Origin of the sequence: Pseudomonas sp. p21, from assembly GCF_001642705.1 — a bacterium.
Lineage (GTDB): Bacteria > Pseudomonadota > Gammaproteobacteria > Pseudomonadales > Pseudomonadaceae > Aquipseudomonas.
Genome location: NZ_LWBV01000002.1, coordinates 1 through 25,380, shown reverse-complemented (window position 1 = coordinate 25,380; position 25,380 = coordinate 1). Strand labels below are relative to the sequence as shown.

23 protein-coding genes are annotated in these 25,380 nt (G+C 63.2%); 15 read left to right on the top strand and 8 right to left on the bottom strand.

Annotated elements, in window-relative coordinates:
- Window positions 1-403: 403 nt before the first annotated feature.
- The 5 genes from A4C63_RS05090 to dksA form a co-directional block, all read right to left on the bottom strand.
- Window positions 404-1,846, bottom strand: coding sequence for a sigma-54 dependent transcriptional regulator (locus tag A4C63_RS05090; protein ID WP_063911775.1), 1,443 nt, complete (start codon window positions 1,844-1,846; stop codon window positions 404-406).
- Between the two features lie 4 nt (window positions 1,847-1,850).
- Window positions 1,851-4,826, bottom strand: coding sequence for a sensor histidine kinase (locus tag A4C63_RS05085; RefSeq protein ID WP_172827485.1), 2,976 nt, complete (start codon window positions 4,824-4,826; stop codon window positions 1,851-1,853).
- Window positions 4,810-4,986, bottom strand: a complete 177-nt coding sequence (locus tag A4C63_RS26235; RefSeq protein WP_003250005.1) for a hypothetical protein — start codon at window positions 4,984-4,986, stop codon at window positions 4,810-4,812. Before A4C63_RS26235 ends, A4C63_RS05085 begins: the two co-directional genes overlap by 17 nt.
- A 243-nt stretch (window positions 4,987-5,229) precedes the next feature.
- Window positions 5,230-6,117 (bottom strand): tRNA glutamyl-Q(34) synthetase GluQRS, encoded by an 888-nt coding sequence (gene gluQRS, locus A4C63_RS05080; protein WP_063912399.1) that lies wholly within the window; start codon window positions 6,115-6,117, stop codon window positions 5,230-5,232.
- Window positions 6,118-6,181: 64 nt separating this feature from the next.
- Window positions 6,182-6,625: an RNA polymerase-binding protein DksA gene (gene dksA, locus A4C63_RS05075; RefSeq protein ID WP_012274224.1), complete on the bottom strand. Its 444-nt coding sequence runs from the start codon at window positions 6,623-6,625 to the stop codon at window positions 6,182-6,184.
- Window positions 6,626-6,835: 210 nt separating this feature from the next.
- Between dksA and A4C63_RS05070 the strand changes: the two genes are divergently transcribed.
- Both A4C63_RS05070 and sfsA read left to right on the top strand, forming a co-directional pair.
- Window positions 6,836-8,008 carry a pyridoxal phosphate-dependent aminotransferase gene (locus tag A4C63_RS05070; RefSeq protein ID WP_063911773.1) on the top strand — a complete coding sequence of 391 codons (1,173 nt, stop codon included), beginning with the start codon at window positions 6,836-6,838 and terminating at the stop codon, window positions 8,006-8,008.
- Window positions 8,008-8,721, top strand: a complete 714-nt coding sequence (gene sfsA / locus A4C63_RS05065) for a DNA/RNA nuclease SfsA (protein ID WP_063911772.1) — start codon at window positions 8,008-8,010, stop codon at window positions 8,719-8,721. Before A4C63_RS05070 ends, sfsA begins: the two co-directional genes overlap by 1 nt.
- Here the strand turns inward: sfsA and A4C63_RS05060 are convergent.
- Window positions 8,711-9,028 (bottom strand): Rieske (2Fe-2S) protein, encoded by a 318-nt coding sequence (locus tag A4C63_RS05060; protein ID WP_063911771.1) that lies wholly within the window; start codon window positions 9,026-9,028, stop codon window positions 8,711-8,713. The genes sfsA and A4C63_RS05060 overlap by 11 nt on opposite strands.
- A 148-nt stretch (window positions 9,029-9,176) precedes the next feature.
- On the opposite strand from A4C63_RS05060, the gene A4C63_RS05055 reads away from it, so the two are divergent.
- The 4 genes from A4C63_RS05055 (at window position 9,177) to A4C63_RS05040 (ending at window position 12,884) form a co-directional block, all read left to right on the top strand.
- A complete protein-coding gene (locus A4C63_RS05055) occupies window positions 9,177-10,061 on the top strand; it encodes a hemin ABC transporter substrate-binding protein (protein WP_063911770.1) in 885 nt (294 codons plus the stop codon).
- Complete coding sequence (locus A4C63_RS05050; RefSeq protein ID WP_063911769.1) at window positions 10,058-11,095, top strand: iron ABC transporter permease; 1,038 nt, start codon at window positions 10,058-10,060, stop codon at window positions 11,093-11,095. The genes A4C63_RS05055 and A4C63_RS05050 overlap by 4 nt, the downstream gene beginning before the upstream one ends.
- The gene (locus A4C63_RS05045) at window positions 11,095-11,862 is read left to right on the top strand and encodes a heme ABC transporter ATP-binding protein (RefSeq protein WP_063911768.1); all 768 of its coding nucleotides are present in this window, start codon (window positions 11,095-11,097) and stop codon (window positions 11,860-11,862) included. Before A4C63_RS05050 ends, A4C63_RS05045 begins: the two co-directional genes overlap by 1 nt.
- A 140-nt stretch (window positions 11,863-12,002) precedes the next feature.
- A complete protein-coding gene (locus A4C63_RS05040) occupies window positions 12,003-12,884 on the top strand; it encodes a ChaN family lipoprotein (protein ID WP_063911767.1) in 882 nt (293 codons plus the stop codon).
- A gap of 176 nt (window positions 12,885-13,060) precedes the next feature.
- Here A4C63_RS05040 and A4C63_RS05035 read toward each other — a convergent pair whose 3' ends face one another.
- Together A4C63_RS05035 and A4C63_RS05030 are read right to left on the bottom strand one after the other, a co-directional pair.
- Window positions 13,061-13,339 carry a TfoX/Sxy family protein gene (locus A4C63_RS05035; RefSeq protein ID WP_013974260.1) on the bottom strand — a complete coding sequence of 93 codons (279 nt, stop codon included), beginning with the start codon at window positions 13,337-13,339 and terminating at the stop codon, window positions 13,061-13,063.
- A 239-nt stretch (window positions 13,340-13,578) separates the two neighbouring features.
- Window positions 13,579-15,141, bottom strand: a complete 1,563-nt coding sequence (locus tag A4C63_RS05030; protein WP_063911766.1) for a bifunctional aminoglycoside phosphotransferase/ATP-binding protein — start codon at window positions 15,139-15,141, stop codon at window positions 13,579-13,581.
- Between the two features lie 116 nt (window positions 15,142-15,257).
- Between A4C63_RS05030 and mrcB the strand changes: the two genes are divergently transcribed.
- From mrcB to msrQ, 9 genes are all read left to right on the top strand, one after another.
- Window positions 15,258-17,579: a penicillin-binding protein 1B gene (mrcB, locus tag A4C63_RS05025; protein WP_063911765.1), complete on the top strand. Its 2,322-nt coding sequence runs from the start codon at window positions 15,258-15,260 to the stop codon at window positions 17,577-17,579.
- A gap of 15 nt (window positions 17,580-17,594) precedes the next feature.
- Window positions 17,595-18,398, top strand: coding sequence for a M48 family metallopeptidase (locus A4C63_RS05020; RefSeq protein ID WP_063911764.1), 804 nt, complete (start codon window positions 17,595-17,597; stop codon window positions 18,396-18,398).
- Window positions 18,398-18,730 carry a YqcC family protein gene (locus A4C63_RS05015; protein ID WP_063911763.1) on the top strand — a complete coding sequence of 111 codons (333 nt, stop codon included), beginning with the start codon at window positions 18,398-18,400 and terminating at the stop codon, window positions 18,728-18,730. The genes A4C63_RS05020 and A4C63_RS05015 overlap by 1 nt, the downstream gene beginning before the upstream one ends.
- A gap of 408 nt (window positions 18,731-19,138) precedes the next feature.
- Window positions 19,139-20,863, top strand: a complete 1,725-nt coding sequence (locus A4C63_RS05010) for an acetolactate synthase 3 large subunit (protein ID WP_015271834.1) — start codon at window positions 19,139-19,141, stop codon at window positions 20,861-20,863.
- Between the two features lies 1 nt (window position 20,864).
- On the top strand, window positions 20,865-21,356 hold the full coding sequence (gene ilvN, locus A4C63_RS05005; protein WP_003250040.1) for an acetolactate synthase small subunit: 492 nt from the start codon (window positions 20,865-20,867) through the stop codon (window positions 21,354-21,356).
- Window positions 21,357-21,411: 55 nt separating this feature from the next.
- Window positions 21,412-22,428 (top strand): ketol-acid reductoisomerase, encoded by a 1,017-nt coding sequence (gene ilvC / locus A4C63_RS05000; protein ID WP_013974255.1) that lies wholly within the window; start codon window positions 21,412-21,414, stop codon window positions 22,426-22,428.
- 150 nt (window positions 22,429-22,578) lie between these two features.
- Window positions 22,579-23,430: a CDP-diacylglycerol--serine O-phosphatidyltransferase gene (gene pssA / locus A4C63_RS04995; RefSeq protein ID WP_003250045.1), complete on the top strand. Its 852-nt coding sequence runs from the start codon at window positions 22,579-22,581 to the stop codon at window positions 23,428-23,430.
- A gap of 79 nt (window positions 23,431-23,509) precedes the next feature.
- Window positions 23,510-24,523, top strand: a complete 1,014-nt coding sequence (gene msrP / locus A4C63_RS04990; RefSeq protein ID WP_063911762.1) for a protein-methionine-sulfoxide reductase catalytic subunit MsrP — start codon at window positions 23,510-23,512, stop codon at window positions 24,521-24,523.
- Entirely contained in the window at window positions 24,523-25,134 is a 612-nt protein-coding gene (gene msrQ, locus A4C63_RS04985; RefSeq protein WP_063911761.1) for a protein-methionine-sulfoxide reductase heme-binding subunit MsrQ, read from the top strand. The genes msrP and msrQ overlap by 1 nt, the downstream gene beginning before the upstream one ends.
- Window positions 25,135-25,380: the final 246 nt, after the last annotated feature.

Here is a 25,380-nt window from a genome sequence, read left to right as displayed (position 1 = left end):
AGCCGTTTCGTCTTGTTCTTATTCTGAGTTGCAGTGCTTGTTATTGTTCTTGTACCAGACATATAGCAGGTGTCGTGCCAACTTTTACAAACCTATTAAAATCAATGGGTTGAAGAGGTGTGACAGATTTTTCGGGGCTGAAAATGTCGAAATTTCGTTACCGTACGCCTCGGGAACTGTTACGGCGGAAAGCTTGGGTAACAGATTTTTGCGGGGGCTGAGGTGTTACCTGGGGTGTGTGCGCTGGCTTTGCCGGCCCTTTCGCGGGCACGCCCGCTCCCACAGGTATTGCATCACCCTTGAGGGCAACGAAATTCCTGTGGGAGCGGGCGTGCCCGCGAAGAGGCCGGAACGGCTGGCAGAGAGCGATCAGGGCGGGGGCACTCCCGCCCAGGCAACGCGGTTACTCGCTGGTAGCGTTGCTCTTGCGCCGCGGGATGCCCAGGCGCTGGCGACGTTCCCACAGGCACTTGCGGCTGACCCCGAGCTTGCGGGCCAGCTCGGTCTCGGTCATGTGGTCCTGGTGCTCGAGCACGAAGTGCTGGAAGTAGTCCTCCAGCGACAAGTCCTCGGTCGGCTCATGGCTGGCATTGGCCGCACTGGCCACGGCCAGGGCGTTGTCGAGGATTTCGTCGTCCTCCAGGTCGCCCAGTTCGATGTCGATGCCCAGCAGGTCGGCGGAAATTTCGGCGCTCTCGCTGAGGATCACCGCACGCTCAACGGCGTTTTCCAGCTCTCGCACGTTACCCGGCCAGCTGTAGTGACGAATGGCCTGCTCGGCTTCGGCCGAGAAGTGCAGGTCGTCGCGGCCGATGCGCGCGCTCTGGCGGGCGAGGAAGGCGCTGGCGATCTCGTTGACGTCGCTGCCGCGCTCGCGCAGGGCAGGCAGTTTCAGGGCGATCACGTGCAGGCGGTAATACAGGTCTTCACGGAACTGGCCGGCCTTGGCCAGGTTCTTCAGGTCGCGGTGGGTCGCGGCGATCAGGCGCACATCGACCTTTTGCGACTGTACCGAACCCACCCGGCGAATCTCGCCTTCCTGCAGCACGCGCAGCAGGCGGGCCTGGGCTTCCAGCGGCAGTTCGCCGATTTCGTCGAGGAACAGGGTACCGCCATCGGCTGCTTCCACCAGGCCTGCGCGCCCGGCGCTGGCGCCGGTGAACGCACCTTTTTCGTGGCCGAACAGCTCGGACTCGATCAGTGTCTCGGGGATGGCTGCGCAGTTCACCGAAATCATCGGTGCCTTGGCCCGGCGCGACAGGTTGTGCAGGGCGCGTGCGACCAGCTCTTTACCGGTGCCCGACTCGCCCTGGATCAGCACGTTGGAGTCGGTGGGCGCGACTTTGCGGATCTTGCTGTACATGTCCTGCATCGGCGGGCACGAGCCGATGATGCCGATTTCGCCATTGGCGGCTGCCGCGCTGCCTTTGTCGGCCGGGGCGGCCTTGCCATTGGTGGCGCGTGGCTCGGCCGCCGGTGCGGTGGCCGGGGCATTCTGCCGATCGCGCAGGATGCGCGCCACGGCTTGCAACATCTCGTCGTGGTCGAAGGGCTTGGCAATGTAGTCCACCGCGCCCATTTTCATCGAGTCTACCGCCGAGCGCAGGCTGGCGTAGCTGGTCATGATCAGCACCGGGGTGCCTTGGCCGAGCTTGATCAGTTCGGTGCCGGGCGCGCCTGGCAGGCGCAGGTCGCTGACGATCAGGTCGAAGGTGGCAATGCTGAAGCGTTCCTGGGCTTCCTGCACCGAGCCGGCTTCGCTGACCTGGTACTGGTTCCGCTCGAGCAGACGACGCAAGGCCGAGCGGATGATGGTTTCGTCTTCGACGATCAGAATGTGCGGCATTGATTCAATTCTCTCGACGGTCTCGAATTTCAGGGGACGTCGCTACGACATGCCGGGGCAGGGTCACGCGGATCCGGGTGCCACGTTGCCGTTCGATATCGGCCGGGCTGTCGATGGTGATTTGCCCATAATGCTCTTCCACGATGGAATAGACCAGAGCGAGCCCCAGTCCGGTTCCTTCGCCCGGGTCCTTGGTGGTGAAGAAGGGTTCGAACAGGCGGTCCATGATGTTCTTCGGTATCCCGCTGCCCTCATCCTCGACGATCAGGTCGACGGTGTGTTCGCTGACTTCGCTGCGCACGCGCACGGCGCTGCCGGGCTTTGATGCGTCGCGGGCGTTGGAGAGCAGATTGATCAGCACCTGGGCCAGGCGCTGCGGGTCCCCTTCGGCCCAGTGCTCCGGGTCGCAGAGGTTGAAGAACTGTACTTCGAAATTGCGCCGGTTCAACGCCAGCAGACCAATGGCGTCCTGCGCCACTTCGGCCAGGCATACCGGCTCTTCGCTGTTCTGGTGGCTGCCGCCGGCATGGGCGAAGCTCATCAGCGACTGGACGATGCGCGATACCCGCTTGGTCTGTTCAAGAATCTGGCTGGACAGTTCGATGATCTCGCCATCGCCCTCACGCTCCTCGCGCAGGTTCTGCGCCAGGCAGGCGATGCCGGTGATCGGGTTGCCGATCTCGTGGGCCACGCCGGCGGCCAGGCGGCCGATGCTGGCCAGGCGCTCGGAGTGCACCAGCTTGTCCTCCAGCGCCTGGGTTTCGGTAAGGTCCTCCACCAGCAGCACCAGGCCGCTGTTACCCGGGGCCAGCGGCTCGTCGATAGCGGCCTTGTGCAGGTTCAGCCAACGCGGCTGGCCGTCCAGCGCCAGGCGCTGCTTGTGCAGGTGCTCGTCGGGCACGTTGATGAAGCCTTGCAGCAGTCCGCGCCAAGGTTCGTCGATGGTGACCAGGCGCGAGCCGACCACGTGCTTGGCGGCGATGCCGGTGAGCTCTTCCATGGCCTTGTTCCACATCAGGATTTCCTGGTCCTTGGCCAGCGAACAGACGCCCATGGGCAGTTCCTGCAGGGTCTGGCGGTGGTAGCGGCGCAGGGCGTCGAGCTCGGCGGCCAGGCCGGTCAGGCGCGAGTGGTAGTCTTCCAGGCGGCTTTCGATGAAGTGGATGTCCTCGGTCACGTAGTTTTCGTTACCGGACTTGTACGGCAGGAAGGTCTCGACCATGTCCTGGGCCACGCTCGGCCCCATCAGGCCGGACAGGTTGGCCTCGATACGGTCGCGCAGGCGGCGCAAGGCATAGGGGCGGCGCTCGTCGAACGGCAGGTAGAGGTCGCGCAGGGCCTGCTCCACTTCCTTCTGCGCGGCCTTGGCGCCCAGCGGCTTGGCCAGCTGGGTGGCGAACTCCTGTGGTGAGGCGGCATGCAGCTCGCGGCGTTGCGGGCGGCGCACGTTGTCCACCGCGCAGGCTTCGGCGGCGCTGACCTCTTCATTGCTGGCGTTGGTGAACAGTGAAATCAGGGTGAACAACAGCACGTTGGCCGCCAGCGAGGCGATGGCCGCCATGTGCCAGCTGGTGTCGTCCAGCACGTAGATCATGTCCAGCAGCGGGATGTAGAAGCCCTGCAGGTTGCCCAGCAGTGGCAAAAGCATGGTCACCATCCACACCAGGGTGCCGGCCAGTAGGCCGGCGATGAAGCCTCGGCGGTTGGCAGTCGGCCAGTACAGCACCGACAGCACGCCCGGCAGGAACTGCAACGTGGCGACGAAGGCGACGATGCCCAGGTTGGCGAGGCTCTGGTGGTTGTTCTGGGTCAGGTAGAACATGAACCCGGCGGTGATGATGGCGACGATCAGCGCGCGGCGGGTCCACTTCAGCCAGCGGTAGATGTTGCCTTCGGCCGGCGGCTGGTACAGCGGCAGCACCAGGTGGTTGAGGGCCATGCCAGACAGCGCCAGGGTGGTGACGATGATCAACCCGCTGGCGGCCGACAAGCCGCCGATGTAGGCCAGCAGCGCCAGTGCCTGGTTGTTGGCGGCAATCCCAAGGCCCAGGGTGAAGTACTCGGGGTTGGTGCTGGCGCCCAGGCGCAGGCCGGCCCACAGCACCAGCGGCACAGCCAGGCTCATCAGCAGCAGGAACAGCGGCAGGCCCCAGCTGGCGCTGACCAGCGAGCGTGGGTTGAGGTTTTCGGTGAAGGCCATGTGGTACATGTGCGGCATGACGATGGCCGAGGCGAAGAACACCAGCAGCAGGGTACGCCATGGGCCTTCCTGCAGCGGGGTATGCAGGGCAGCCAGGGCGGTCTGGTTTTGCAACAGCCACACTTCCAGTTCGTGCGGGCCGCCGAACACGCCATACAGGGCGTACAGGCCGATACCGCCCAGGGCCAGCAGCTTGATCACCGACTCGAAGGCGATGGCGAACACCAGCCCTTCGTGCTTTTCGCGTGTGGCGATGTGCCGCGAGCCGAAGAAGATGGTGAACAGGATGATCAGCGTACAGAAAGCGAAGGCTACCCGGGCCTTGACCGGCTCACCGGTGAGGATGCTGATCGAGTCGGCCACCGCCTGGATCTGCAGGGCCAGCAAGGGCAGCACGCCGATCAGCATGATGATGGTTGTCAGCGCCCCGGCCCAGGTACTGCGGAAGCGGAACGCCAGCAGGTCGGCCAGCGAGGAGAGCTGGTAGGTGCGGGTGATCTTCAGGATCGGGTAGAGCAGTACCGGCGCCAGCAGGAACGCGCCGGACACCCCCAGGTAACAGGCAAGGAAGCCGTAGCCGTACTGGTAGGCCAGGCCCACCGAACCATAGAAGGCCCAGGCACTGGCGTACACACCCAGCGACAGGGTGTAGGTCAGCGGGTGGCGAATGATAGAACGCGGGATCAGCCCCCGCTCGCTGATCCAGGCCACGCCGAACAGCACCATGAGGTACGCGGCGCTGATCAGGATCATCTGGGTCAGGCTAAAGCTCATCGGCATCTCGTTGGCTCTGCAGGATGAAGGTGACGACGATCAGGATCAGCCAGAGCAGGTAAGGGCGATACCAGGCTCCGGTCGGTTCGATCCACCAGTCCATGATGGCCGGGGAGAACAGGTAGATCCCCACGACCAGAAGCAGGACCAAACGATAGATGTACATGCTGGCCTCGATGGTTGGGCGCTGCGGGCTTGGACTTATTATTGGCGCAAATGGCTGGGGGGATGCTAGCGGGAATCCATAGGGTTCGCCAAGGGGTTGAATTTATTGGGCTTTTGTTTTTGATGGGGGTTGCCTGTGCCGGCCTCTTCGCGGGCGCGCCCGTTCCCACAGGTAAACCACAAATCTTGAAGGTGGTGTAGTTCCTGTGGGAGCGGGCGTGCCCGCGAAGAGGCCGCTAATGCCTCAGCGCAAATCAGCCTCCGGCACCGTGGTCCGCTGCGCAATCGCCTCGGGCCGCCACTGCTTGCGCGCCACCGCCAGCACTTCAGCCGGCGTTGCCAGCAACAACTCGGGGTCTGCTTCCTGCCCCAGCGCCCGCAACGCCCGCAGCAACAGCGGTGTCGCCTGGTCTGCCTGCAGCGGCGGCGAGCGGTACGACTTGCCCAGCTTGTGCCCGTCCGGCTGCACGATCAGCGGAATATGCAGGTAACGCGGCTGCGAGAAGCCCAGCAACTCTTGCAGGTACAGCTGGCGCGGGGTGTTGTCGAGCAGGTCGGCGCCACGCACGATGTCGGTAACACCTTGCCAGGCATCGTCCAGCACCACCGCCAACTGATAGGCATACAGCCCGTCGCGGCGCTGGATGACGAAGTCGCCCACCTCACGCCCCAGGTGTTGCTGGTACTCGCCCTGCACCCGGTCGGTAAAGCGGTAGATCAACTCCGGCACGCGCAAGCGGATTGCCGCACCTTCACGGGCATGCCCGGCGTTGCGGCACAGGCCTGGGTAGATACCGTTGTAACCCTCCAGCTGCTTGCGCGAGCAGGTGCAGGCGTAGGCCAGGCCCATGTTGAACAGGCGGTCGACCACTGCGGCATAGGCATCATGCCGCTGGCTCTGGAATACCACCTCGCCATCCCACTCCAGGCCGTAGCGCTCCAGGGTCTGCAGGATCGCATCACGGGCACCGAGCATTTCTCGGGGAGGATCGGTGTCTTCCATGCGCAGCAGCCAGCGGCCGTTGACGGCGCGGGCATCGAGCCAGGAGGCGAGGGCGGCGACCAGCGAGCCGAAGTGCAGGAAGCCGCTGGGGGTGGGGGCGAAACGCCCGATGTAGCTGGAGTCGGTCATGGTCAGGCTGGGCATATAAATGAAACGGGGCGCATGATGCGCCCCGTTCAGGTGGAAAGAAAGATCAGCCTTTGCCGACCGTTTTTTCCTTTTTCTCGGCGATTTCCTTGCAGTCGAAGCACAGGTCGGCGGTAGGGCGCGCCTCCAGGCGACGCAGGCCGATTTCGATACCGCACGATTCGCACCAGCCGTACTCGTCGGCCTTGATCTTGTCGAGGGTCTTGTCGATCTTCTTGATCAGCTTGCGCTCGCGGTCACGGTTGCGCAGCTCCAGGGCGAATTCTTCTTCCTGGCTGGCACGGTCGGCCGGGTCTGGGAAGTTGGCTGCTTCGTCCTTCATGTGGTCCACAGTGCGGTCCACACTGGTCATCAGCTCTTGCTTCCAGGCGCCAAGAAGCTTGGTGAAGTGCTTTTTCATGGGCTCGCCCATGTACTCTTCACCCTTGGTTTCTACGTAGGGCTCGACACCGTACATGGTCTGGGCTTTTTGCTTTTCTACGGTGGACATGAATAGACCGCCTCTCACTCATCTGATCCAATGCGCAGGCTGCTCCATCTCCGGCACCCGCCGGCCCTGCGACTGCGAGCCGCCGAACTTACCAGATAGATCAGGGGTGCGCTACCCCGCCCTATCTTGGTAATTGACAGCGGCGCGAGCCGCACGTTCGGTAGCGTGCAGAGGTAGAATCTCCAGTTTAGACCCAATTGAGAGAAGGTCATGGCCCACCCCTACAGTGCGCGCAGCCGCGCCATCGAACCCTTCCACGTCATGGCGCTGCTGGCCCGGGCCAACGAGCTGCAGGCGGCCGGACACGACGTGATCCACCTGGAAATCGGCGAACCGGACTTCACCACGGCCGCGCCCATCGTTGCCGCCGGCCAGGCGGCACTGGCCGCCGGGCACACCCGCTACACCGCCGCACGCGGCCTGCCGGCGCTGCGCGAAGCCATTGCCGGCTTCTATGGTCAGCGTTATGGCCTGAGTATCGACCCTGAACGCATCCTCATCACCCCGGGTGGCTCTGGTGCGCTATTGCTGGCCAGCAGCCTGCTGGTCGACCCGGGCAAGCACTGGCTGCTGGCCGACCCGGGCTACCCGTGCAACCGCCACTTCCTGCGCCTGGTCGAGGGCGGGGCGCAGTTGGTGCCAGTGGGCCCGGATGTGAACTACCAGCTGACCGCCGACCTTGTCGACCGCTACTGGGACAAGGACACGGTCGGTGCCCTGGTCGCCTCGCCGGCCAACCCGACCGGCACCGTGCTGGGGCGTGACGAGCTTGCCAGCCTGTCCCACGCCACCCGCGAACGGCATGGCCACCTGGTAGTGGACGAGATCTACCACGGGCTGACCTATGGCATGGACGCACCCAGCGTGCTGGAAGTGGACGACTCGGCATTCGTCCTGAATAGTTTTTCCAAGTATTTCGGCATGACCGGTTGGCGCCTCGGTTGGCTGGTAGCGCCCCCTGGCGCGGTGGCCGACCTGGAGAAGCTGGCACAAAACCTGTACATCAGTGCGCCAAGCATGGCCCAGCATGCCGCGCTGGCGTGTTTCCAGCCCGAAACCCTGGCCATTTTCGAGGAGCGCCGCGCCGAGTTCGCCCGCCGTCGCGACTACCTGTTGCCCGCCCTGCGCGAACTGGGCTTCCGCATTGCCGTCGAGCCGCAGGGTGCGTTCTACCTGTATGCCGACATCAGTGCCTTTGGCGGTGACGCGTTCGCCTTCTGTCGGCACTTCCTGGAGACCGAGCACCTGGCCTTCACCCCGGGCCTGGACTTCGGCCGCCACCTGGCCGGGCACCATGTGCGCTTTGCCTACACCCAGAGCCTGCCGCGCCTGGAAGAGGCAGTGCAGCGGATTGCCCGCGGCCTGCGGAGCTGGCAAGGCTGATGCAGTTCCATCCCGCACTCGAACAGGGCCGCCTGCTGCGCCGCTACAAGCGCTTTCTGGCGGATATCGAACTGCCCGGCGGCGAGCAACTGACCATTCACTGCCCGAACACCGGCTCCATGCTCAACTGCATGCGTGATGGCGGGCAGGTGTGGTTCAGCCGCTCCAATGACCCAAAGCGCAAGTTGCCAGGCACCTGGGAAATCAGCGAAACCCCGCAGGGGCGGCTGGCCTGTGTGAATACCGGGCGGGCCAATACGCTGGTCGAAGAGGCCCTTCGTGCCGGCATTATCGCCGAACTGGCCGGTTTCAGCGCGCTCAGGCGTGAAGTGGCCTACGGCGAGGAAGGCAGCCGCATCGACTTTCGTCTGGAGTTCGACGGTGCCCCGGCCTATGTCGAGGTCAAGAGCGTGACCCTGGGCTACCCCGACAGCACGGTCGCGGCCTTCCCTGATGCGGTGACCCAGCGCGGTGCCAAGCACTTGCGCGAGTTGGCGAAGCTGGCCAGGCAGGGCGTGCGGGCGGTGCAGCTGTATTGCGTGAACCTGACTGGTATCGACGCCGTGCGCCCGGCCGAGGAAATCGATGCGGCCTATGCCCAGGCCTTGCGCGCGGCGGTGGCGGACGGGGTGGAGGTGCTGGCCTACGGTACGCGCCTGGACGCTGAAGGTATCGTCATCGACCGCCGCCTGCCGGTGCTGCTTACTCCTTGAACCAGATGCCCTGGCTGTCCTCGTGGCAGCCCAGGGCCTGCAGTTGCTCGCCCTCGCACGGCCCGGCCACGCATTCGCCGCTTTCGATCAGGAACAGTGCGCCATGATGGGCGCAATGGATCAGGCTGGCGCTGTCATCGAGAAACGCATCCTCTGCCCAGTTCAGCGGGATGCCACGGTGCGGGCAACGGTTGCGGTAGAGGTACACCTGGCCCTGGCGGCGCACGCCGAACAGTTCGATGCCGTCTACGCTGAAGGCGCGGCCTTGGCCTTCGGCCAAGCCGTGTGAGGTACAAAGGAAGTGCATGGCAAGGACGACTCGTGAAACAAGGGGTGGCTTGACGCATCAATGCGAATAATTATCAAATTGCTCGCATTCGCTGCGCCCGGCTGCCTATGGTGCGCAGTTCCGTCGCCCGCCACAAGGCGCGCGGCCCGCCTGCAGAAGGAACCCGATGATGCGCCGTCCTGTCGCCTTGTTCGCCCTGTGCGCAAGCCTTGTGCTCTCCAACCAGGCCTTGGCGGCCGAGATGCCGCAGCGTTGGGTCAGCGCTGGTGGCGCACTGAGCGAATGGATCAGCGCGTTGGGCGGTGAAGCGCGGTTGGTGGGTGTGGACACCACCAGCCAGCACCCTTCATCGCTGAAGTTACTGCCCAGCGTCGGCTACCAGCGGCAGCTGTCGGCGGAAGGCATTCTCAGCCTGCGCCCGGATGTGCTGGTGGGCACCGAGGAGATGGGCCCGCCACCGGTACTGGCGCAAATCCGCAAGGCTGGCGTGCGGGTCGAACTGTTCTCCAGCAAGGCCGAGCTGGCGGCGGTGGATGAAAACCTCAAGCACCTGGGGCAGTTGCTGGGCGCCGAACGGCAAGCCGCGGTGTTGGCGTCGGGCTACCACCAGAAGCTCGATGCCTTGCAGGCCAAGGTCAGGCAGGCCCAGGCCGGACAGAATGCGCCAGGGGTGTTGCTACTGGTCGGGCATGCCGGGGCCAAGCCGCTGATCGCCGGGCAGGGCACCACCGGTGACTGGCTGCTGAGCCAGGCAGGCGGGCGCAACCTGGCGGAACATCAGGGCTACAAGAATTTCTCCAGCGAAGCACTGGCGGCGCTGGACCCGGATGTGATCGTGTTTTCCGACCGGGCGCTGGCCGATGAGCCGGCCTTGCAGGCGTTGCTGAAAGAAAACCCCGCACTGGCGGCCTCGCGCGCCGTGCGCGAGAAGCGCCTGGTGTCGCTTGACCCGACGCTGCTGGTCGGCGGGCTCGGGCCGCGCCTGCCGGCAACCCTGCAGTCGCTGGCGGCCACCTTCTACCCGGCTGCCAAGGCCAGCCTCGCTCAATGAAGCAGCGGGTCCAGCCACGCACGCTGTTAATCTGCCTGAGCCTGTTGTGCCTTTTGGCGGTCTGGTTGTCATTGGCCCTGGGGCCGGTCAGCCTGCCGCTGTTCGATACCCTGCGTGCCGGCCTGCGCCTGCTGGGGCTGCCCATCGCCGCTGATGGCCTGCAGCAGGCCGAGATGATCCTCGGCCAGATCCGCCTGCCGCGCACCTTGCTGGGGTTGGCGGTGGGCGCGGTGCTGGCGTTGTCCGGGGTGGCCATGCAGGGGCTATTCCGTAACCCGTTGGCCGACCCCGGGCTGGTAGGGGTTGCCGCCGGTGCGGCGGTGGGCGCGGCGGTGGCCATCGTTGGCGGCAGCTGGCTGGGCGGCATGCCGGATATGCTTGCCCCTTACCTGTTGTCGCTGTGCGCTTTCATCGGCGGGCTGGGTGTGACTGCGCTGGTCTATCGCCTGGGGCGGCGCGACGGCCAGACCAACGTTGCCACGATGCTGCTGGCCGGTGTGGCCATGACCGCGCTGGGCGGGGCTGCCGTGGGGTTGTTTTCCTACCTGGCCGATGATGCCACCCTGCGTACGCTGACCTTCTGGAACCTGGGCAGCCTCAACGGTGCCAGTTACCAGCGGCTATGGCCGTTGCTGCTGGTGGCAGCGGGTGTGGCGGTATGGCTGCCACGCCGGGCCAAGGCGCTGAATGCCATGCTGCTGGGTGAGTCGGAGGCGCGCCACCTGGGCATCGATGTGGAGCGACTCAAGCGCGAGCTGGTGTTCTGCACGGCGCTGGGTGTGGGTGCGGCGGTGGCCGCTGCCGGGCTGATCGGCTTCATCGGCCTGGTGGTGCCGCACCTGGTACGCCTGCTGGCCGGGCCTGACCATCGTGTGGTGCTGCCAGCTTCCTTGTTGGCCGGCGGCGTGCTGATGCTGTTCGCCGATTTGGCGGCGCGGCTGCTGCTGGCGCCTGCCGAGCTGCCGATTGGCATCGTCACGTCCTTTATCGGTGCGCCGTTCTTCCTTTTCTTGCTGATACGAGGACGCAGCTGATGTTGCAAGCCGAGGGCCTGCACTTGCGGCGGGGCAGCAACGAAGTGCTGCATGACATTCATCTGCAGCTGAGCCCGGGGCAGGTGGTAGGTGTGCTCGGCCCCAACGGCGCCGGCAAGAGCAGCCTGCTGGGTGTGCTGTGTGGTGAGCTGGCGCCCGATCGCGGGCGGGTGACGCTACAGGGCAGGCCACTGGCCGACTGGGCCGGGCAGGAACGGGCCAGGCGCCTGGCGGTGTTGCCGCAGGTGTCCAGCCTGGGGTTCTCGTTCCGGGTCGAGGAAGTGGTGGGCATGGGGCGCATGCCCCATGGCACCGGGCAGCGGCGCGACGCGGAAATCGTCGAGGCGGCCTTGCGGGCGGCGGATGCCTGGCACCTGATAGAGCGCAGTTACCTGGCGTTGTCTGGCGGCGAGCGGCAAAGGGTGCACCTGGCCAGGGTGCTGGCGCAGCTGTGGCCGGGCGAAGCAGGCACTGCGCTGCTGCTCGACGAGCCGACCTCGATGCTCGACCCGCTGCACCAGCACACCACCCTGGAAGCCGTGCGCCGCTTTGCCGACCGTGGCGCCGCGGTGCTGGTGATCCTGCATGACCTGAACCTGGCGGCGCGCTACTGTGACCGTATCCTGCTGCTGGAGCAGGGGCGCTGCCATGCCTTTGCCGCGCCCGAAGCAGTGCTGACGCCGGCGGCGTTGAAGGCGGTATACGGGATCGATGTACTGGTTCAGGCGCACCCGGAGCGTGGGCATCCGCTGATCATCACCCGCTAACACTGGCGCGATCTTTGTAGGAGCAGCCTTGTGCTGCGAAGAGGCCGGTACTGACAATGCATGTCTGCTGCCCATACCGGCCTTTTCGCAGCACAAGGCTGCTCCTACATACTCCGGTCAGGCCGTGAGAGGAGATACACATGCGACATCCGCTGCTGTCCGTTTTCTCGCTGTGCCTGGGGCTGGTACTGGGTGGCTGCCAGGCCAGCCTGCCACCGCTGCCCGCTTGGCAGAGCAGTGAAGGGCGCAGCCATGCCGAGCTGGGACATATCGTCGATCTTGCCAGTGGCCAGCTGATCAGCCCTGAGCAGCTGGTGCAGCACCTGTCTGCCGCCCCCCGGGTGCTGGTCGGCGAGAAACACGACAACTCCGACCATCACGCACTGCAGCTGTGGCTGCTGCGTGCCTTGCAAGGCCAACGCGCGCAGGGCAGCCTGCTGCTGGAGATGTTGCAGCCCGAGCAGCAACCGCTGCTGGACAAGCTCGCGGGGCAACCTTTGCCGGCAGACCTGCCCAAGGCCATGGCCTGGCAGGACGGCTGGGATTGGCAGCTGTACGGGCCAATCGTGACTGAAGCCTTGCAGCAGCGGGTGCCTTTGCTGTCCGCCAACCTCTCACCTGGCGAGATGCGCCAGGCCTATCGCCAGCCGGCTTCGTTAATGGGCGAACGGTCCAATGCGCCGACGGTCAAGGCCGCCCTGCTGGAGCAGGTGCGCGCCGGACATTGCGGGATGCTGCCGGAAAGCCAGCTGCCGGCAATGCTGGCCGTGCAGCAGCAGCGCGACCGGCGCATGGCCGAGCGCTTGCTGGCGGCGCCGCAGCCGGCACTGCTGTTGGCCGGGGCTTATCACGTGCGCAAGGACCTGGGTGTGCCGTTGCACCTGGCTGACCTGCAAGCGCAGGGGGAGAGCAAGGTACTGCTGCTGGTTGAGGTGGGTGAGCAGGTCGAGGCGGGCGAGGCTGACTATGTGTGGTACACAGCGGCGATGCCGGAGCAGGACTATTGCGCACAACTGCGGTGACAGGCTGCAAAGGGAAAAAAAGACCCGGCAAATTGCCGGGTCAATAACCGTGATTAGCCTGATGAGGAGATAATCTGAGAGTCCGAACCAGGGGCTCTTAGCTTATCCAACCAGTCTCGCGACCAGTTGCGATAATCATAACCATTCTCATTTCGACGTCAATCCCCTTCCTCTGATTATTTTTGATTTTTTTGCGCGGGGCTTTTCGCATCCAGTTGTTGGTTGAGCGCTTCTTTGCGTTCGAGCGGCAAATCGTTCCAGTGCATGTCCAGCAGGGCGCCTTCAATGGCATACAACAGCACCTTCGATGCGCGGAACCCTCGCGTCTTCACGGCCTGGTACGCACCCACCGCGCCCAGGCGGCGTAGATCCGATGCACTGTGGATGCCGGCTGCATGCAGCCACTGCGCAGAGGTCTTGCCAAGATTCTTAAGATGCTGCAATTCATCGTTCATCGAGCCTCCTTGCGATGGCTGAACGGGGATTGGGGGATAAATCGCGAGCAGGTCAGAGAGGAGTGTAGCGGGCGTTAGGAAATGCGCGGCCTTTTGCCATCGGGGGCGACGAGATGTCCTCAGGGCATATGCGCTGCCTGTGCCGGCCTCTACGCGGGTGAACCCGCTCCTACAGGGCAGTGGTGTACCTGTGGGAGCGGGCAAGCCCGCGAAGAGGCCGGCGCAGGAAAGATGTGAGCTTACAGCCCAGGCAGGCGCTGGCGAATCTGCTCGATCACCTGGTCCATGCTACCGGCACTCTGGGTATCGACGCGGGTGCTCTGTTCCAGTTCCTGTGCATCCAGCGGTTCACGGCTGGCCTGCTGGGCCTTGACCACCTCCAGGGTCGCATCCGACGGGTCGGTGTTTTCTGCCTGGCGCTGCTCCAGCCAGCTGGCGATGACCGCATCCGGCGCATGACAGTCGAGGATCAGGAACGGCACCCCGGTCTGGCTGGCGATGTCCGCCGCGGCCTGGCGCTGCTCACGCTTGAGGTAGGTGGCATCCAGCACCACCGGGAAGCCGGCACGCAGCACGGTCGCCGCCACCTCGTGCAGGCGCTGGTAAGTCGCGACACTGGCGTCCTGGTCATAGATGCCAGTACTCAGCTGACCAGCGTCAGCCTGTTGCTGTTCGCCGAACAGGCGCTTGCGCTCCACGTCCGAACGCACGCGGACGGCGCCCAGGGCCTCGACCATGCGCATGGCCACGTGGCTTTTGCCCACCGCTGAAACACCGTGGGTAATGGCCAGCAGGCGCGACGGGATGGCGCTGTAGCTTTCTGCCAGGTTGGCATAGTTGCGGTAGGTGCGCAGGGTGGTGGCGCGCTGCACGCCATCGGCATCGGCCGGCATGCTGAACAGCGCCACCTTGGCCCGCACCAGCGCGCGGTAGGCTTTGTAGAAGTTGAGCAGTTCCAGGCCTTCGTAGTCGCCGGTCAGTTCCAGGTACTGGCTGATGAAGCGCCGGGCCAGGCATTTCAGGCCACGGTCTTCCAGGTCCATGGCCAGGAAGCTGGTGTCGGCATACACGTCGGTCAGGCGGAACGGTTCGTTGAACTCGATGCAGTCGAAGATCACCACCTTGCCATCGATCAGGGTGGCGTTGCCCAGGTGGATGTCACCGTGGCATTCACGGATGAAACCATTGGCCTTGCGCTTTTCCAGCAGGCCATGCAGGCGCTCGAAACTGCTGCGTGCCCAGGCCTGCAGGGCGTCGAGCTGTTGCAGGTCGGCCTTGTCGCTGAGGAACGGGCGAATCTGCTCGAAGTTCTGCTCCACCGGCGCCATCACGCTGTCTGGTGTGCCCAGTGGGTGCTCCACCGGCACACGCGGGGCCTGCAGGTGGAATTCGGCGATCTGCCGGGCCATCTGGTCGATGTGCGCAGCATTCAGCTCGCCATTGGCCTGCAGGGTGTTGAGCATCTGCCCCTGGGGGAACTGGCGCATCTTCAGCACGTATTCGATGGCTTCGCCTTCACCACCGATCTGTGGTGCGTCAACGCTGCCGGTGATCGGCAACACTTCCAGGTACAGACCGTCGGTCAGGCGCTGGTTCAGGCGCAATTCTTCGTTACAGAAATGCTGGCGCTGGCTCAGGCCGGTGAAGTCGAGGAAGCCGAAGTTCATTGGCTTCTTGATCTTGTAGGCATACTCGCCTGTGAGCAGGACCCAGGAGATATGCGTCTCGATGAGCTGGAACCCATCCACGGGATGAGGGTACAGGGCTGGGTTCTGCAACGCAGTGATAAGGGCTTGGCTCACGGGAAATCCTTCCGGGGGCAGGGAATTCGAATGCGCCATTATGGTCAATGGTGCCGTCCCTGCCTACCGCCGTGGGCGTCTGCCCAGCCTTTATAAAGTGCGTATAATCCGCCGTCATGACCCGAACCCGAAATCCCCGTACCCCTCAGAAACGCCCGACCGGCCGCTCCCGCGCCTGGCTGGGCTGGGCTTTGAAGCTCAGCCTGGTCGGCCTGGTGATCGTCGCCGGCTTCGCGGTTTACCTCGATGCCATCGTCCAGGAGAAGTTCTCCGGCAAGCGCTGGACCATCCCGGCCAAGGTGTATGCCCGGCCGCTGGAGCTGTTCACCGGCCAGAAGCTGAGCAAGAATGACTTCCTCACCGAGCTGGACGCGCTCGGCTACCGGCGTGAAAGCGCGGCCAACGGCCCGGGTGCGGCGGCAGTCAACGGCAATACCGTCGAGCTCAATACCCGTGGCTTCCAGTTCTACGAGGGCATGGAGCCGGCGCAGTTCGTGCGTGTGCGCTTCTCCGGCGATTACGTGGCGGGCCTTTCCGGCGCCAACGGCAAGACGCTCGACGTAGTGCGCCTGGAGCCACTGATGATCGGCGGCATCTACCCGAAAAACCTCGAAGACCGCATCCTGATCAAGATCGACCAGGTGCCGCCGTACCTGCTCGAAACCCTGGTGGCGACGGAGGACCGCGATTTCTACAGCCACTTCGGAGTGTCGCCCAAGTCCATCGCCCGGGCCATGTGGGTCAACACCTCGGCAGGTTCCATGCGCCAAGGTGGCAGTACTCTGACCCAGCAGCTGGTGAAGAACTTCTACCTCACCAGCGAGCGCAGCCTCAGCCGCAAGCTGACCGAGGCGATGATGGCCGTGCTGCTGGAGCTGCACTACGACAAGCGCGAGATCCTCGAGGCCTACCTCAACGAGGTGTTCGTCGGCCAGGATGGCCAGCGTGCGGTGCACGGCTTCGGCCTTGCCAGCCAGTTCTTCTTCAGCCAACCGCTGTCGGAACTGAAACTGCACCAGATCGCCTTGCTGGTGGGCATGGTCAAGGGGCCGTCCTACTACAACCCGCGTCGCTACCCCGACCGCGCCCTGGCCCGACGCAACCTGGTGCTCGACCTGGTGGCCGAGCAGGGCGTGGCCAGCCAGGCAGAAGTCGATGCAGCGAAGAAGATGCCGCTGGGCGTGACCAAGCGCGGCAGCCTGGCCGACAGCTCGTTCCCGGCCTTCCTCGACCTGGTCAAGCGTCAGCTGCGCCAGGACTACCGCGATGAAGACTTGACCGAAGAAGGCCTGCGCATCTTCACCAGCTTCGACCCGATCCTGCAGATGAAGGCCGAAACCTCGATGAGCGAGACTTTCAAGCGCCTGGCAGGCCGCAAGGGTGCTGACGAGGTGGAGTCGGCGATGGTCGTGACCAACCCGGAAACCGGTGAAGTGCAGGCGCTGATCGGCAGCCGCCAGGCCGGCTTCGCCGGCTTCAACCGCGCCATCGATGCCGTGCGGCCGATCGGCTCGCTGGTCAAGCCGGCGGTGTACCTGACCGCGCTGGAGCAACCGACCAAGTACACCCTGACCAGCTGGGTGCAGGACGAGCCGTTCTCGGTCAAAGGTGCCGACGGCCAGGTCTGGCGCCCGCAAAACTATGACCGCCGCCCGCATGGCACCATCTATCTGTATCAGGGGCTGGCCAACTCCTACAACCTGTCGACTGCCAAGATCGGCCTGGAAGTAGGCGTGCCCAACGTGATCAAGACCATTGGCCGGCTGGGCGTTAATGTCGACTGGCCGGCTTTCCCGGCCATGCTGCTGGGTGCCGGCGGCATGTCGCCGATGCAGGTCGCGACCATGTACCAGACCATCGCCAACGGCGGCTTCAACACCCCGATGCGCGGTATCCGCAGCGTGCTCACCGCCGAGGGTGAGCCGCTCAAGCGCTACCCGTTCCAGATCCAGCAAACCTTCGATCCGGGGGCCATCTACCTGGTGCAGAACGCCATGCAGCGGGTGATGCGCGAAGGTACCGGCCGTTCGGTGTACAACACGTTGCCGCGAAACCTTACCCTGGCGGGCAAGACCGGTACCAGTAACGATTCGCGCGACAGCTGGTTCTCCGGCTTCAGCCAGGACCTGCTGGCCGTGGTGTGGATGGGCCGTGACGATAACGGCAAAACGCCATTTACCGGCGCCACCGGTGCCCTGCAGGTGTGGACCAGCTTCATGAAGAAGGCCGACCCGCTGCCGCTGGACATGCCGCAACCGGACAACGTGGTGCAGGCCTGGATCGACCCGTACAGTGGCCATGGTTCTGATGGCAGCTGTCCGGGAGCGGTGCAGATGCCGTATATTCGCGGCAGTGAACCGCCCGCCGGCGCGACCTGTGGCGGCGAGCAGGATCCAGTTGAATCGGTCATGGACTGGGTCAAGGGCTGGATGAATTAAGCACAGGCTGCATTGATGAGGTGTGACGTGAACAAGTGGCTGTTTCCTGCCGTGACGGCGCTGGCGGTGCTCCAGGGGTGCGCCAGCGTCCCACGCGGCAATATTCCGGTGGTCGACTCGAGCACCCGCGTATCCAACAGTGAACGCGTGACGGCCAACCGCTCTGCGGGTGGCTATAACGCCGGCACCGCGCAGGCGCAAACGCTGCCTGAGGACTCCGGCGTCACCGTGATGATCCCGCAGGGCGCTGGCGCTTCGGGCATCCAGACGTTTCCGGCGGCCAATGGCGCGGCGCCGATCAGCACCTCGCCAATTACCCCGGGGCCGATCACCACAGAGCCGCTAAGTTCGGCACCGATGACCACCAACCCCAACCCGATCGCCGACGAACCCTTCGACATCGCGGCGATGAACAGCACCCCGCAAGGCACCAGCGCGCCAACCGGTATCCCACGTAGCAGCGCTGCTGCGGGTGGCCTGTCGGCTGATGAGCAACTGGACGGCCCGGTGCTGGCGCTGCTGACCACCGCGAAGACGCAGCAGGGCAGTGGTGACTTCAACGGTGCCGCCTCGAGCCTGGAGCGCGCCCAGCGCATTGCCCCGCGCGAGCCGCAGGTGCTGTACCGCCTGGCCCAGGTGCGCCTGTCGCAAGGTGATGCGCCGCAGGCCGAGCAGCTGGCGCGTCGCGCCCTGACTTACGCCAACGGCCGCCCGAGCCTGCAGGCCGAGCTGTGGAACACCATCGCCCAGGCCCGAGACAAGCAGGGTGACAGCGCTGGCGCCGCACTGGCCCGGCAAAAAGCCCGGGTCAATTCGTGATGATCGAGCAGCGCATTCTGGATATTGCCGACCACCTGCTGCTGATCGAGCGAGAGCTGCAGGTGCAAGGCTGGTGGGATGACGAGCCGCCAAGCGATGAGGCACTGGGCAGCACGGTGCCTTTTGCTGTCGATACCCTCAGTTTCGAACAGTGGCTGCAATGGATCTTCCTGCCACGCATGAAGATCATCATCGAGCTGGGCCAGCCGCTGCCCAGCGCCTCCGGCATCCTGGTCATGGCTGAAACCGTGTTTACCGACCGGCCAGAGCAAAGTCGTGAGCTACGCCGCCTGTTGGCAGCATTTGACCAATTGATTGCTCCTTCCGCCTGATTTCTTCAGTTTTTCCTTCAAGGGCCGCAGATTGTGGCCCTTTTTTGTGGAAATCTTATTAATTCTGCTGCTGAAGCGATTTTTAGTGGTGGCAGGAATTCATCTTGGGGAAAAATTGGCAATAATTTTTCTTGACTTGTTGGCGCCGAATCAGAAGAATCCAATCTCCGCTGTAGAGGGACTGCCAGAAGCAGACCCGCTAAGCAGATCATGAGGCGCACACCCGCGCCGACCTGTTACACCCCGCAACGCGTTACCTCGCGCTGGGTGGGAAAACCCCGCAACACTCTGGGGCGCTCCCAATACTTGCTCAGTCAGTGCTGACGTTCGCTCATGCTCTGCTTGGCAGTAAACCTATTAAGACCCGTCCAGTGAGGGCGGTATTCTGGCGTTTTAGAGGTGAACAACGTGGAGCTTTTATCTGGCGCTGAGATGGTCGTCCGCTTCTTGCGTGACGAAGGCGTTAAGCACATCTACGGGTACCCTGGTGGTGCTCTCCTGCATGTTTACGACGCGCTGTTCAAGGAACCGGAAGTCGAGCACATCCTGGTTCGTCATGAGCAGGCAGCTACCCATATGGCGGACGGCTACGCCCGCGCCACCGGCAAGGCCGGCGTGGTGCTGGTAACCTCCGGCCCGGGCGCGACCAATGCCATCACCGGTATTGCCACCGCCTACATGGATTCGATTCCGATGGTCATCCTGTCCGGCCAGGTGCCTAGCACCATGGTGGGGACCGATGCCTTCCAGGAAACCGACATGATCGGTATTTCGCGGCCGATCGTGAAGCACAGCTTCATGATCAAACATGCCAGCGAAATCCCCGAAGTTCTGAAAAAAGCATTCTACCTGGCGCAATCCGGTCGCCCAGGTCCGGTCGTGGTCGACATTCCAAAAGATATGACCAACCCGGCCGAGAAGTTCGAATACGTCTACCCGAAAAAGGTCAAGCTGCGCTCCTACAGCCCGGCGGTACGCGGCCACTCCGGCCAGATCCGCAAGGCTGCCGAAATGCTGCTGGCGGCCAAGCGCCCGATCGTCTACTCCGGTGGCGGCGTGATTCTCGGTGGTGGCTCCGAAGCCCTGACCGAAATCGCCAAGTCGCTGAACCTGCCGGTCACCAATACCCTGATGGGTCTGGGTGGCTTCCCGGGTACCGACCGCCAGTTCCTCGGCATGCTTGGCATGCACGGCAGCTTTACTGCCAACATGGCCATGCACCATGCCGACGTCATCTTCGCCGTCGGTGCCCGCTTTGACGACCGCGTGGTCAACGGCCCGGCCAAGTTCTGCCCGAATGCCAAGATCATCCACATCGACATCGACCCGGCGTCGATCTCCAAGATGATCAAGGCCGACGTGCCAATCGTCGGCCCAGTCGACAGCGTGCTCAGCGAAATGCTCGGCATCCTCAAGGAAATCGGCGAGCAGCCTGACAAGGCGGCGCTGGATGCCTGGTGGAAGCAGATCGACGAATGGCGTGGCAATGGCGAGCTGTTCCCTTACGACAAGGGCGACGGTAATGTCATCAAGCCGCAGAAAGTCATCGAGACCCTGTGCGAAGTGACCAATGGCGATGCCTTCGTCACCTCCGACGTGGGCCAGCATCAGATGTTCGCGGCACAGTACTACCGCTTCAACAAGCCGAACCGCTGGATCAACTCCGGTGGCCTGGGCACCATGGGCTTCGGCTTCCCGGCGGCGATGGGCGTCAAGCTCAACTTCCCGGACCAGGACGTGGCTTGCGTGACCGGCGAAGGCAGCATCCAGATGAACATCCAGGAGCTGTCCACCTGCATGCAGTACGGCCTGCCGGTGAAGATCGTCAACCTGAACAACGGTGTGTTGGGAATGGTCCGCCAGTGGCAGGACATGGCCTACAACGGTCGTCACTCGCACTCGTACGTCGAGTCGTTGCCTGATTTCATCAAGCTGGCCGAGGCCTATGGCCATGTGGGTATCCGCATCACCAGCCTGAAGGACCTCAAGCCGAAGCTGGAAGAAGCGTTTGCGATGAAGGACCGCCTGGTGTTCATCGACATCGCGGTTGACCGCAGTGAGCACGTCTATCCGATGCAGATCAAGGATGGCTCGATGCGTGACATGTGGCTGAGCAAGACGGAGCGTACCTGATATGCGGCACATCATTTCCCTGCTGCTGGAAAACGAACCAGGTGCGTTGTCCCGTGTGGTCGGCCTGTTCTCCCAGCGTAACTACAACATTGAAAGCCTGACCGTGGCGCCGACCGAAGACCCGACCCTGTCGCGTCTGACGCTGACCACTGTTGGCCATGACGAAGTGATCGAGCAGATCACCAAGAACCTGAACAAGCTGGTTGAAGTGGTCAAGCTTGTCGACCTCTCGGAAAGCGCCCATATCGAGCGTGAACTGATGCTGGTCAAGGTCAAGGCCACCGGTGCCCAGCGTGCCGAGATCAAGCGCACCACGGATATCTTCCGTGGCCAGATCGTCGATGTGACCGCCAGCGTGTACACCGTACAGCTGAGCGGCACCAGCGACAAACTGGACAGCTTTATCCAGGCGATCGGCACTGCATCGATTCTCGAAACCGTGCGCAGTGGCGTTACCGGCATTGCCCGTGGCGACAAAGTGCTCAGCATCTAAATTCAAAAATTAGCGATGGCTCCGCAGGGGCCGAGATATAACCAGGGGTATTTTCATGAAAGTTTTCTACGATAAAGACTGCGACCTTTCCATCATCCAGGGTAAGAAAGTCGCCATCATCGGTTACGGTTCCCAGGGCCACGCTCAGGCGTGCAACCTGAAGGACTCCGGTGTAGATGTCACCATCGGTCTGCGTAAAGGTTCGGCCACCGTTGCCAAGGCAGAAGCCCACGGCCTGAAAGTGACCGACGTTGCCTCTGCCGTCGCTGCTGCCGACCTGGTCATGATCCTGACCCCGGACGAATTCCAGGGCCAGCTGTACAAGCAGGAAATCGAGCCGAACATCAAGAAGGGCGCTACCCTGGCCTTCTCCCACGGCTTCTCGATCCACTACAACCAGGTCGTTCCGCGTGCCGACCTCGACGTGATCATGATCGCGCCGAAAGCCCCGGGCCACACCGTGCGTTCCGAGTTCGTGAAGGGTGGCGGCATCCCTGACCTGATCGCTATCTACCAGGACGCTTCGGGCAACGCCAAGAACGTCGCCCTGTCCTACGCTTCGGGTGTGGGCGGTGGCCGTACCGGCATCATCGAAACCACCTTCAAGGACGAGACCGAAACCGACCTGTTCGGTGAGCAGGCCGTTCTGTGCGGCGGTACCGTCGAGCTGGTCAAGGCCGGTTTCGAAACCCTGGTCGAAGCTGGCTACGCGCCGGAAATGGCCTACTTCGAGTGCCTGCACGAGCTGAAGCTGATCGTTGACCTCATGTACGAAGGCGGCATCGCCAACATGAACTACTCGATCTCCAACAACGCCGAGTACGGTGAGTACGTAACCGGTCCGGAAGTCATCAACGAAGAATCCCGCAAGGCCATGCGCAACGCCCTGAAGCGCATCCAGGACGGCGAGTACGCGAAGATGTTCATCTCCGAAGGTGCTACCAACTACCCATCGATGACCGCCAAGCGCCGCAACAACGCCGCTCACGGCATCGAAATCATCGGCGAGCAACTGCGCTCGATGATGCCGTGGATCTCGGCTAACAAAATCGTCGACAAGACCAAGAACTAAGTCTTATCGAAAGATGAAAAACGCGGCTTCGGCCGCGTTTTTTCGTTCTGACAGTCAGCTTCTGGTATAAAGCAGACCAGTGGCCTGCCGTCAGAACCTGTTTTGCAGGCCCGTGTCGAACATTTTCCATCCTGTTGCAAGGTACCCTCCATGAGCGAACGTCCCGAAGAGCCGAACAAGCCCTCCGACGCCGAAAGCCTGCTACCTGTCGATGAGCACGTTGAAGAAGGGCATGACGCCGAAGGGCGCAAAGTGCGCCATCGCGGCATCTATCTGTTGCCCAACCTGTTTACCACCGCCAACCTGTTTGCCGGTTTCTATTCCATCATCAGCTCGATGAGCGCGCAGAGCGCCCTGAGCGCCGGTGACCCGCGCGAGGCGAGCAAGTACTTTGCCTTTGCTGCCATCGCCATTTTCGTGGCCATGGTGCTCGACGGCCTCGACGGCCGTGTAGCGCGCATGACCAACACCCAGAGCGCCTTTGGTGCCGAGTACGACTCGCTGTCGGACATGGTCGCCTTTGGTGTGGCTCCGGCCTTGCTGGCCTTTGGCTGGGCGCTGGGCGACATGGGCAAGGTTGGCTGGATGGTCGCCTTCATCTATGTGGCCGGTGCAGCACTGCGCCTGGCACGCTTCAACACCCAGGTCGGCACCGCCGACAAGCGCTACTTCATCGGCCTGGCCAGCCCGGCTGCCGCGGGCGTGGTCGCGGGTACCGTGTGGGCGTTCAGTGACTACGGCATCCAGGGCTCCAAGCTGTCGTTCCTGGTAGCGCTGCTGGTGGCTGCTGCCGGCATGCTGATGGTCAGCAACATCAAGTACAACAGCTTCAAGGAATTGGACCTCAAGGGCCGGGTGCCGTTCGTGGCGATCCTGGCCGTGGTGCTGGTGTTTGCCGTGGTGTTCAGCGACCCGCCGCGTATCCTGCTGCTGATCTTCCTTGCCTATGCGGCTTCGGGGCCGATCCAGTTCCTGCTGAAGGCACGCCGTCGCAAAGCGTGACAATCATTTAATGCTGGAATAACCCGCCGGCTCCATAGTCTTACTGGTACATCCGTAATCCAGTACTGTGGAGCCGCTCATGCTCATCAAGCTACCCAGGTCTTCCGAGTGCAAGGCGTCGGAGATCACCCCCGAAGGCATCTACCTCTCCCGTCGTACCCTGCTGGGTGGCTCGTTGGCCGGCCTGGCCCTGGGCGCTTTGCCGGGCATGACGCGTGCAACCGAGGCTAGCCGTTACGCCGATGTCGAGGCGGGCAAGGCGCCGGGCTGGTTCAATGAAAAGCTCGCGGCCACGCAATGGCAGGCAGTAACGGTCAAAGGGGAGGCAATCACACCGTTCAAGGATGCCACCCACTACAACAACTTCTATGAGTTCGGGCCCGACAAGGGCGACCCGGCGGCCAATGGCGAAAGCCTGAAAACCGAACCGTGGAGCGTTGTGGTCGATGGTGAAGTGGGTAAGCCCGGGCGCTATGCGCTGGAGGACTTCGTCAAACCGTACCAGCTCGAGGAGCGCATCTACCGGCTGCGTTGCGTAGAGGCATGGTCGATGGTCATTCCGTGGCTGGGCTTTCCGTTGGCGCAGGTGCTCAAGCAGGTCGAGCCGACTTCCAGGGCGCGTTATGTGCGCTTCGAAACCCTGAAGGATCCGGAGCACATGCCAGGGCAGCGTTCGGGGTTCGCCTTGATCGACTGGCCGTATAGAGAAGGCTTGCGCCTGGATGAGGCGATGCATCCGTTGGCGATCATGGCGGTCGGGATGTATGGGCGGGAGCTGCCCAGTCAGAATGGTGCGCCGTTGCGGCTGGTGGTGCCGTGGAAGTATGGTTTCAAGAGCATCAAGTCGATCGTGCGTATCAGCTTGGTGGCCGAGCAGCCCGGTACCACCTGGGAAGGACTGGCGCCGGATGAATATGGTTTCTATGCCAATGTGAACCCGACGGTCGACCACCCGCGTTGGAGCCAGGCGCGCGAGCGGCGGCTGCCCAGCGGGCTGTTCAGTCCAAATGTGCGGGAAACCCAGATGTTCAATGGCTATGCCGATGAAGTGGCGTCGCTGTATACCGGGCTCGATCTGCGGAAGAACTATTGATGCGTTACCCCTGGTTTCGTCTGGCCATCTTTGTCGTGGGGTGCCTGTTCCCGGTGTGGTGGTTGTATGAGGCAGCGATGAATCTGCTGGGGCCTGATCCCGGGAAGATCATGATGGACCGCCTTGGGCTCGGGGCGCTGACCTTTCTACTGGTTACCTTGAGCATGACGCCGCTGCAGAAACTGACGGGCTGGTCTGGCTGGATCGTGGTGCGCCGGCAGCTGGGGTTGTGGGTGTTTGCCTATATCGTGCTGCACATCCTGGCTTATCTGTTCTTTATCCTTGGGTTGGACTGGGGGCAGTTGGCGGTGGAGTTGCGCAAGCGGCCCTACATTATTGTGGGTGCGCTTGGGTTTCTTGGGTTGCTGGCCCTGGCGGTTACCTCGAATCGGTATAGCCAGCGGCGGCTGGGGGCGAGGTGGAAGAAGCTGCACCGGTTGGTGTACGTGATACTTGGGTTGGGTTTGCTGCATTTTCTGTGGATCGTGCGCTCGGATCTGCGGGAGTGGGCGATCTATGCGGTTATTGGGGGGGTGTTGATGGTGTTGCGGGTTCCTGCGGTTTCGCGGGTGCTGCCCAGGGTTGGGCGGAGGCAGGGGAGGGCGGTTTGAGAGCGGGGTGGGGCTGCCAAGGGCCTGTCTTGAGATGGCATTGGCTTTGAGAGGTGCCTGCCTTGTGTTTTCTGGCGCCTACAAGATCGAGCGCCGCCCGCGCGGCGCTCGATCTCATAGGCGCAGAAGGTGTTGTGGCGAACACCTGGTGGCCTTGATGTGGTCTTTTCCCCTGATATTTCAATTTCTTGAAATTAAAGGTTGACGCCCCTTCGAATCCCCTTATAATGCGCCCCACTTCCAGCG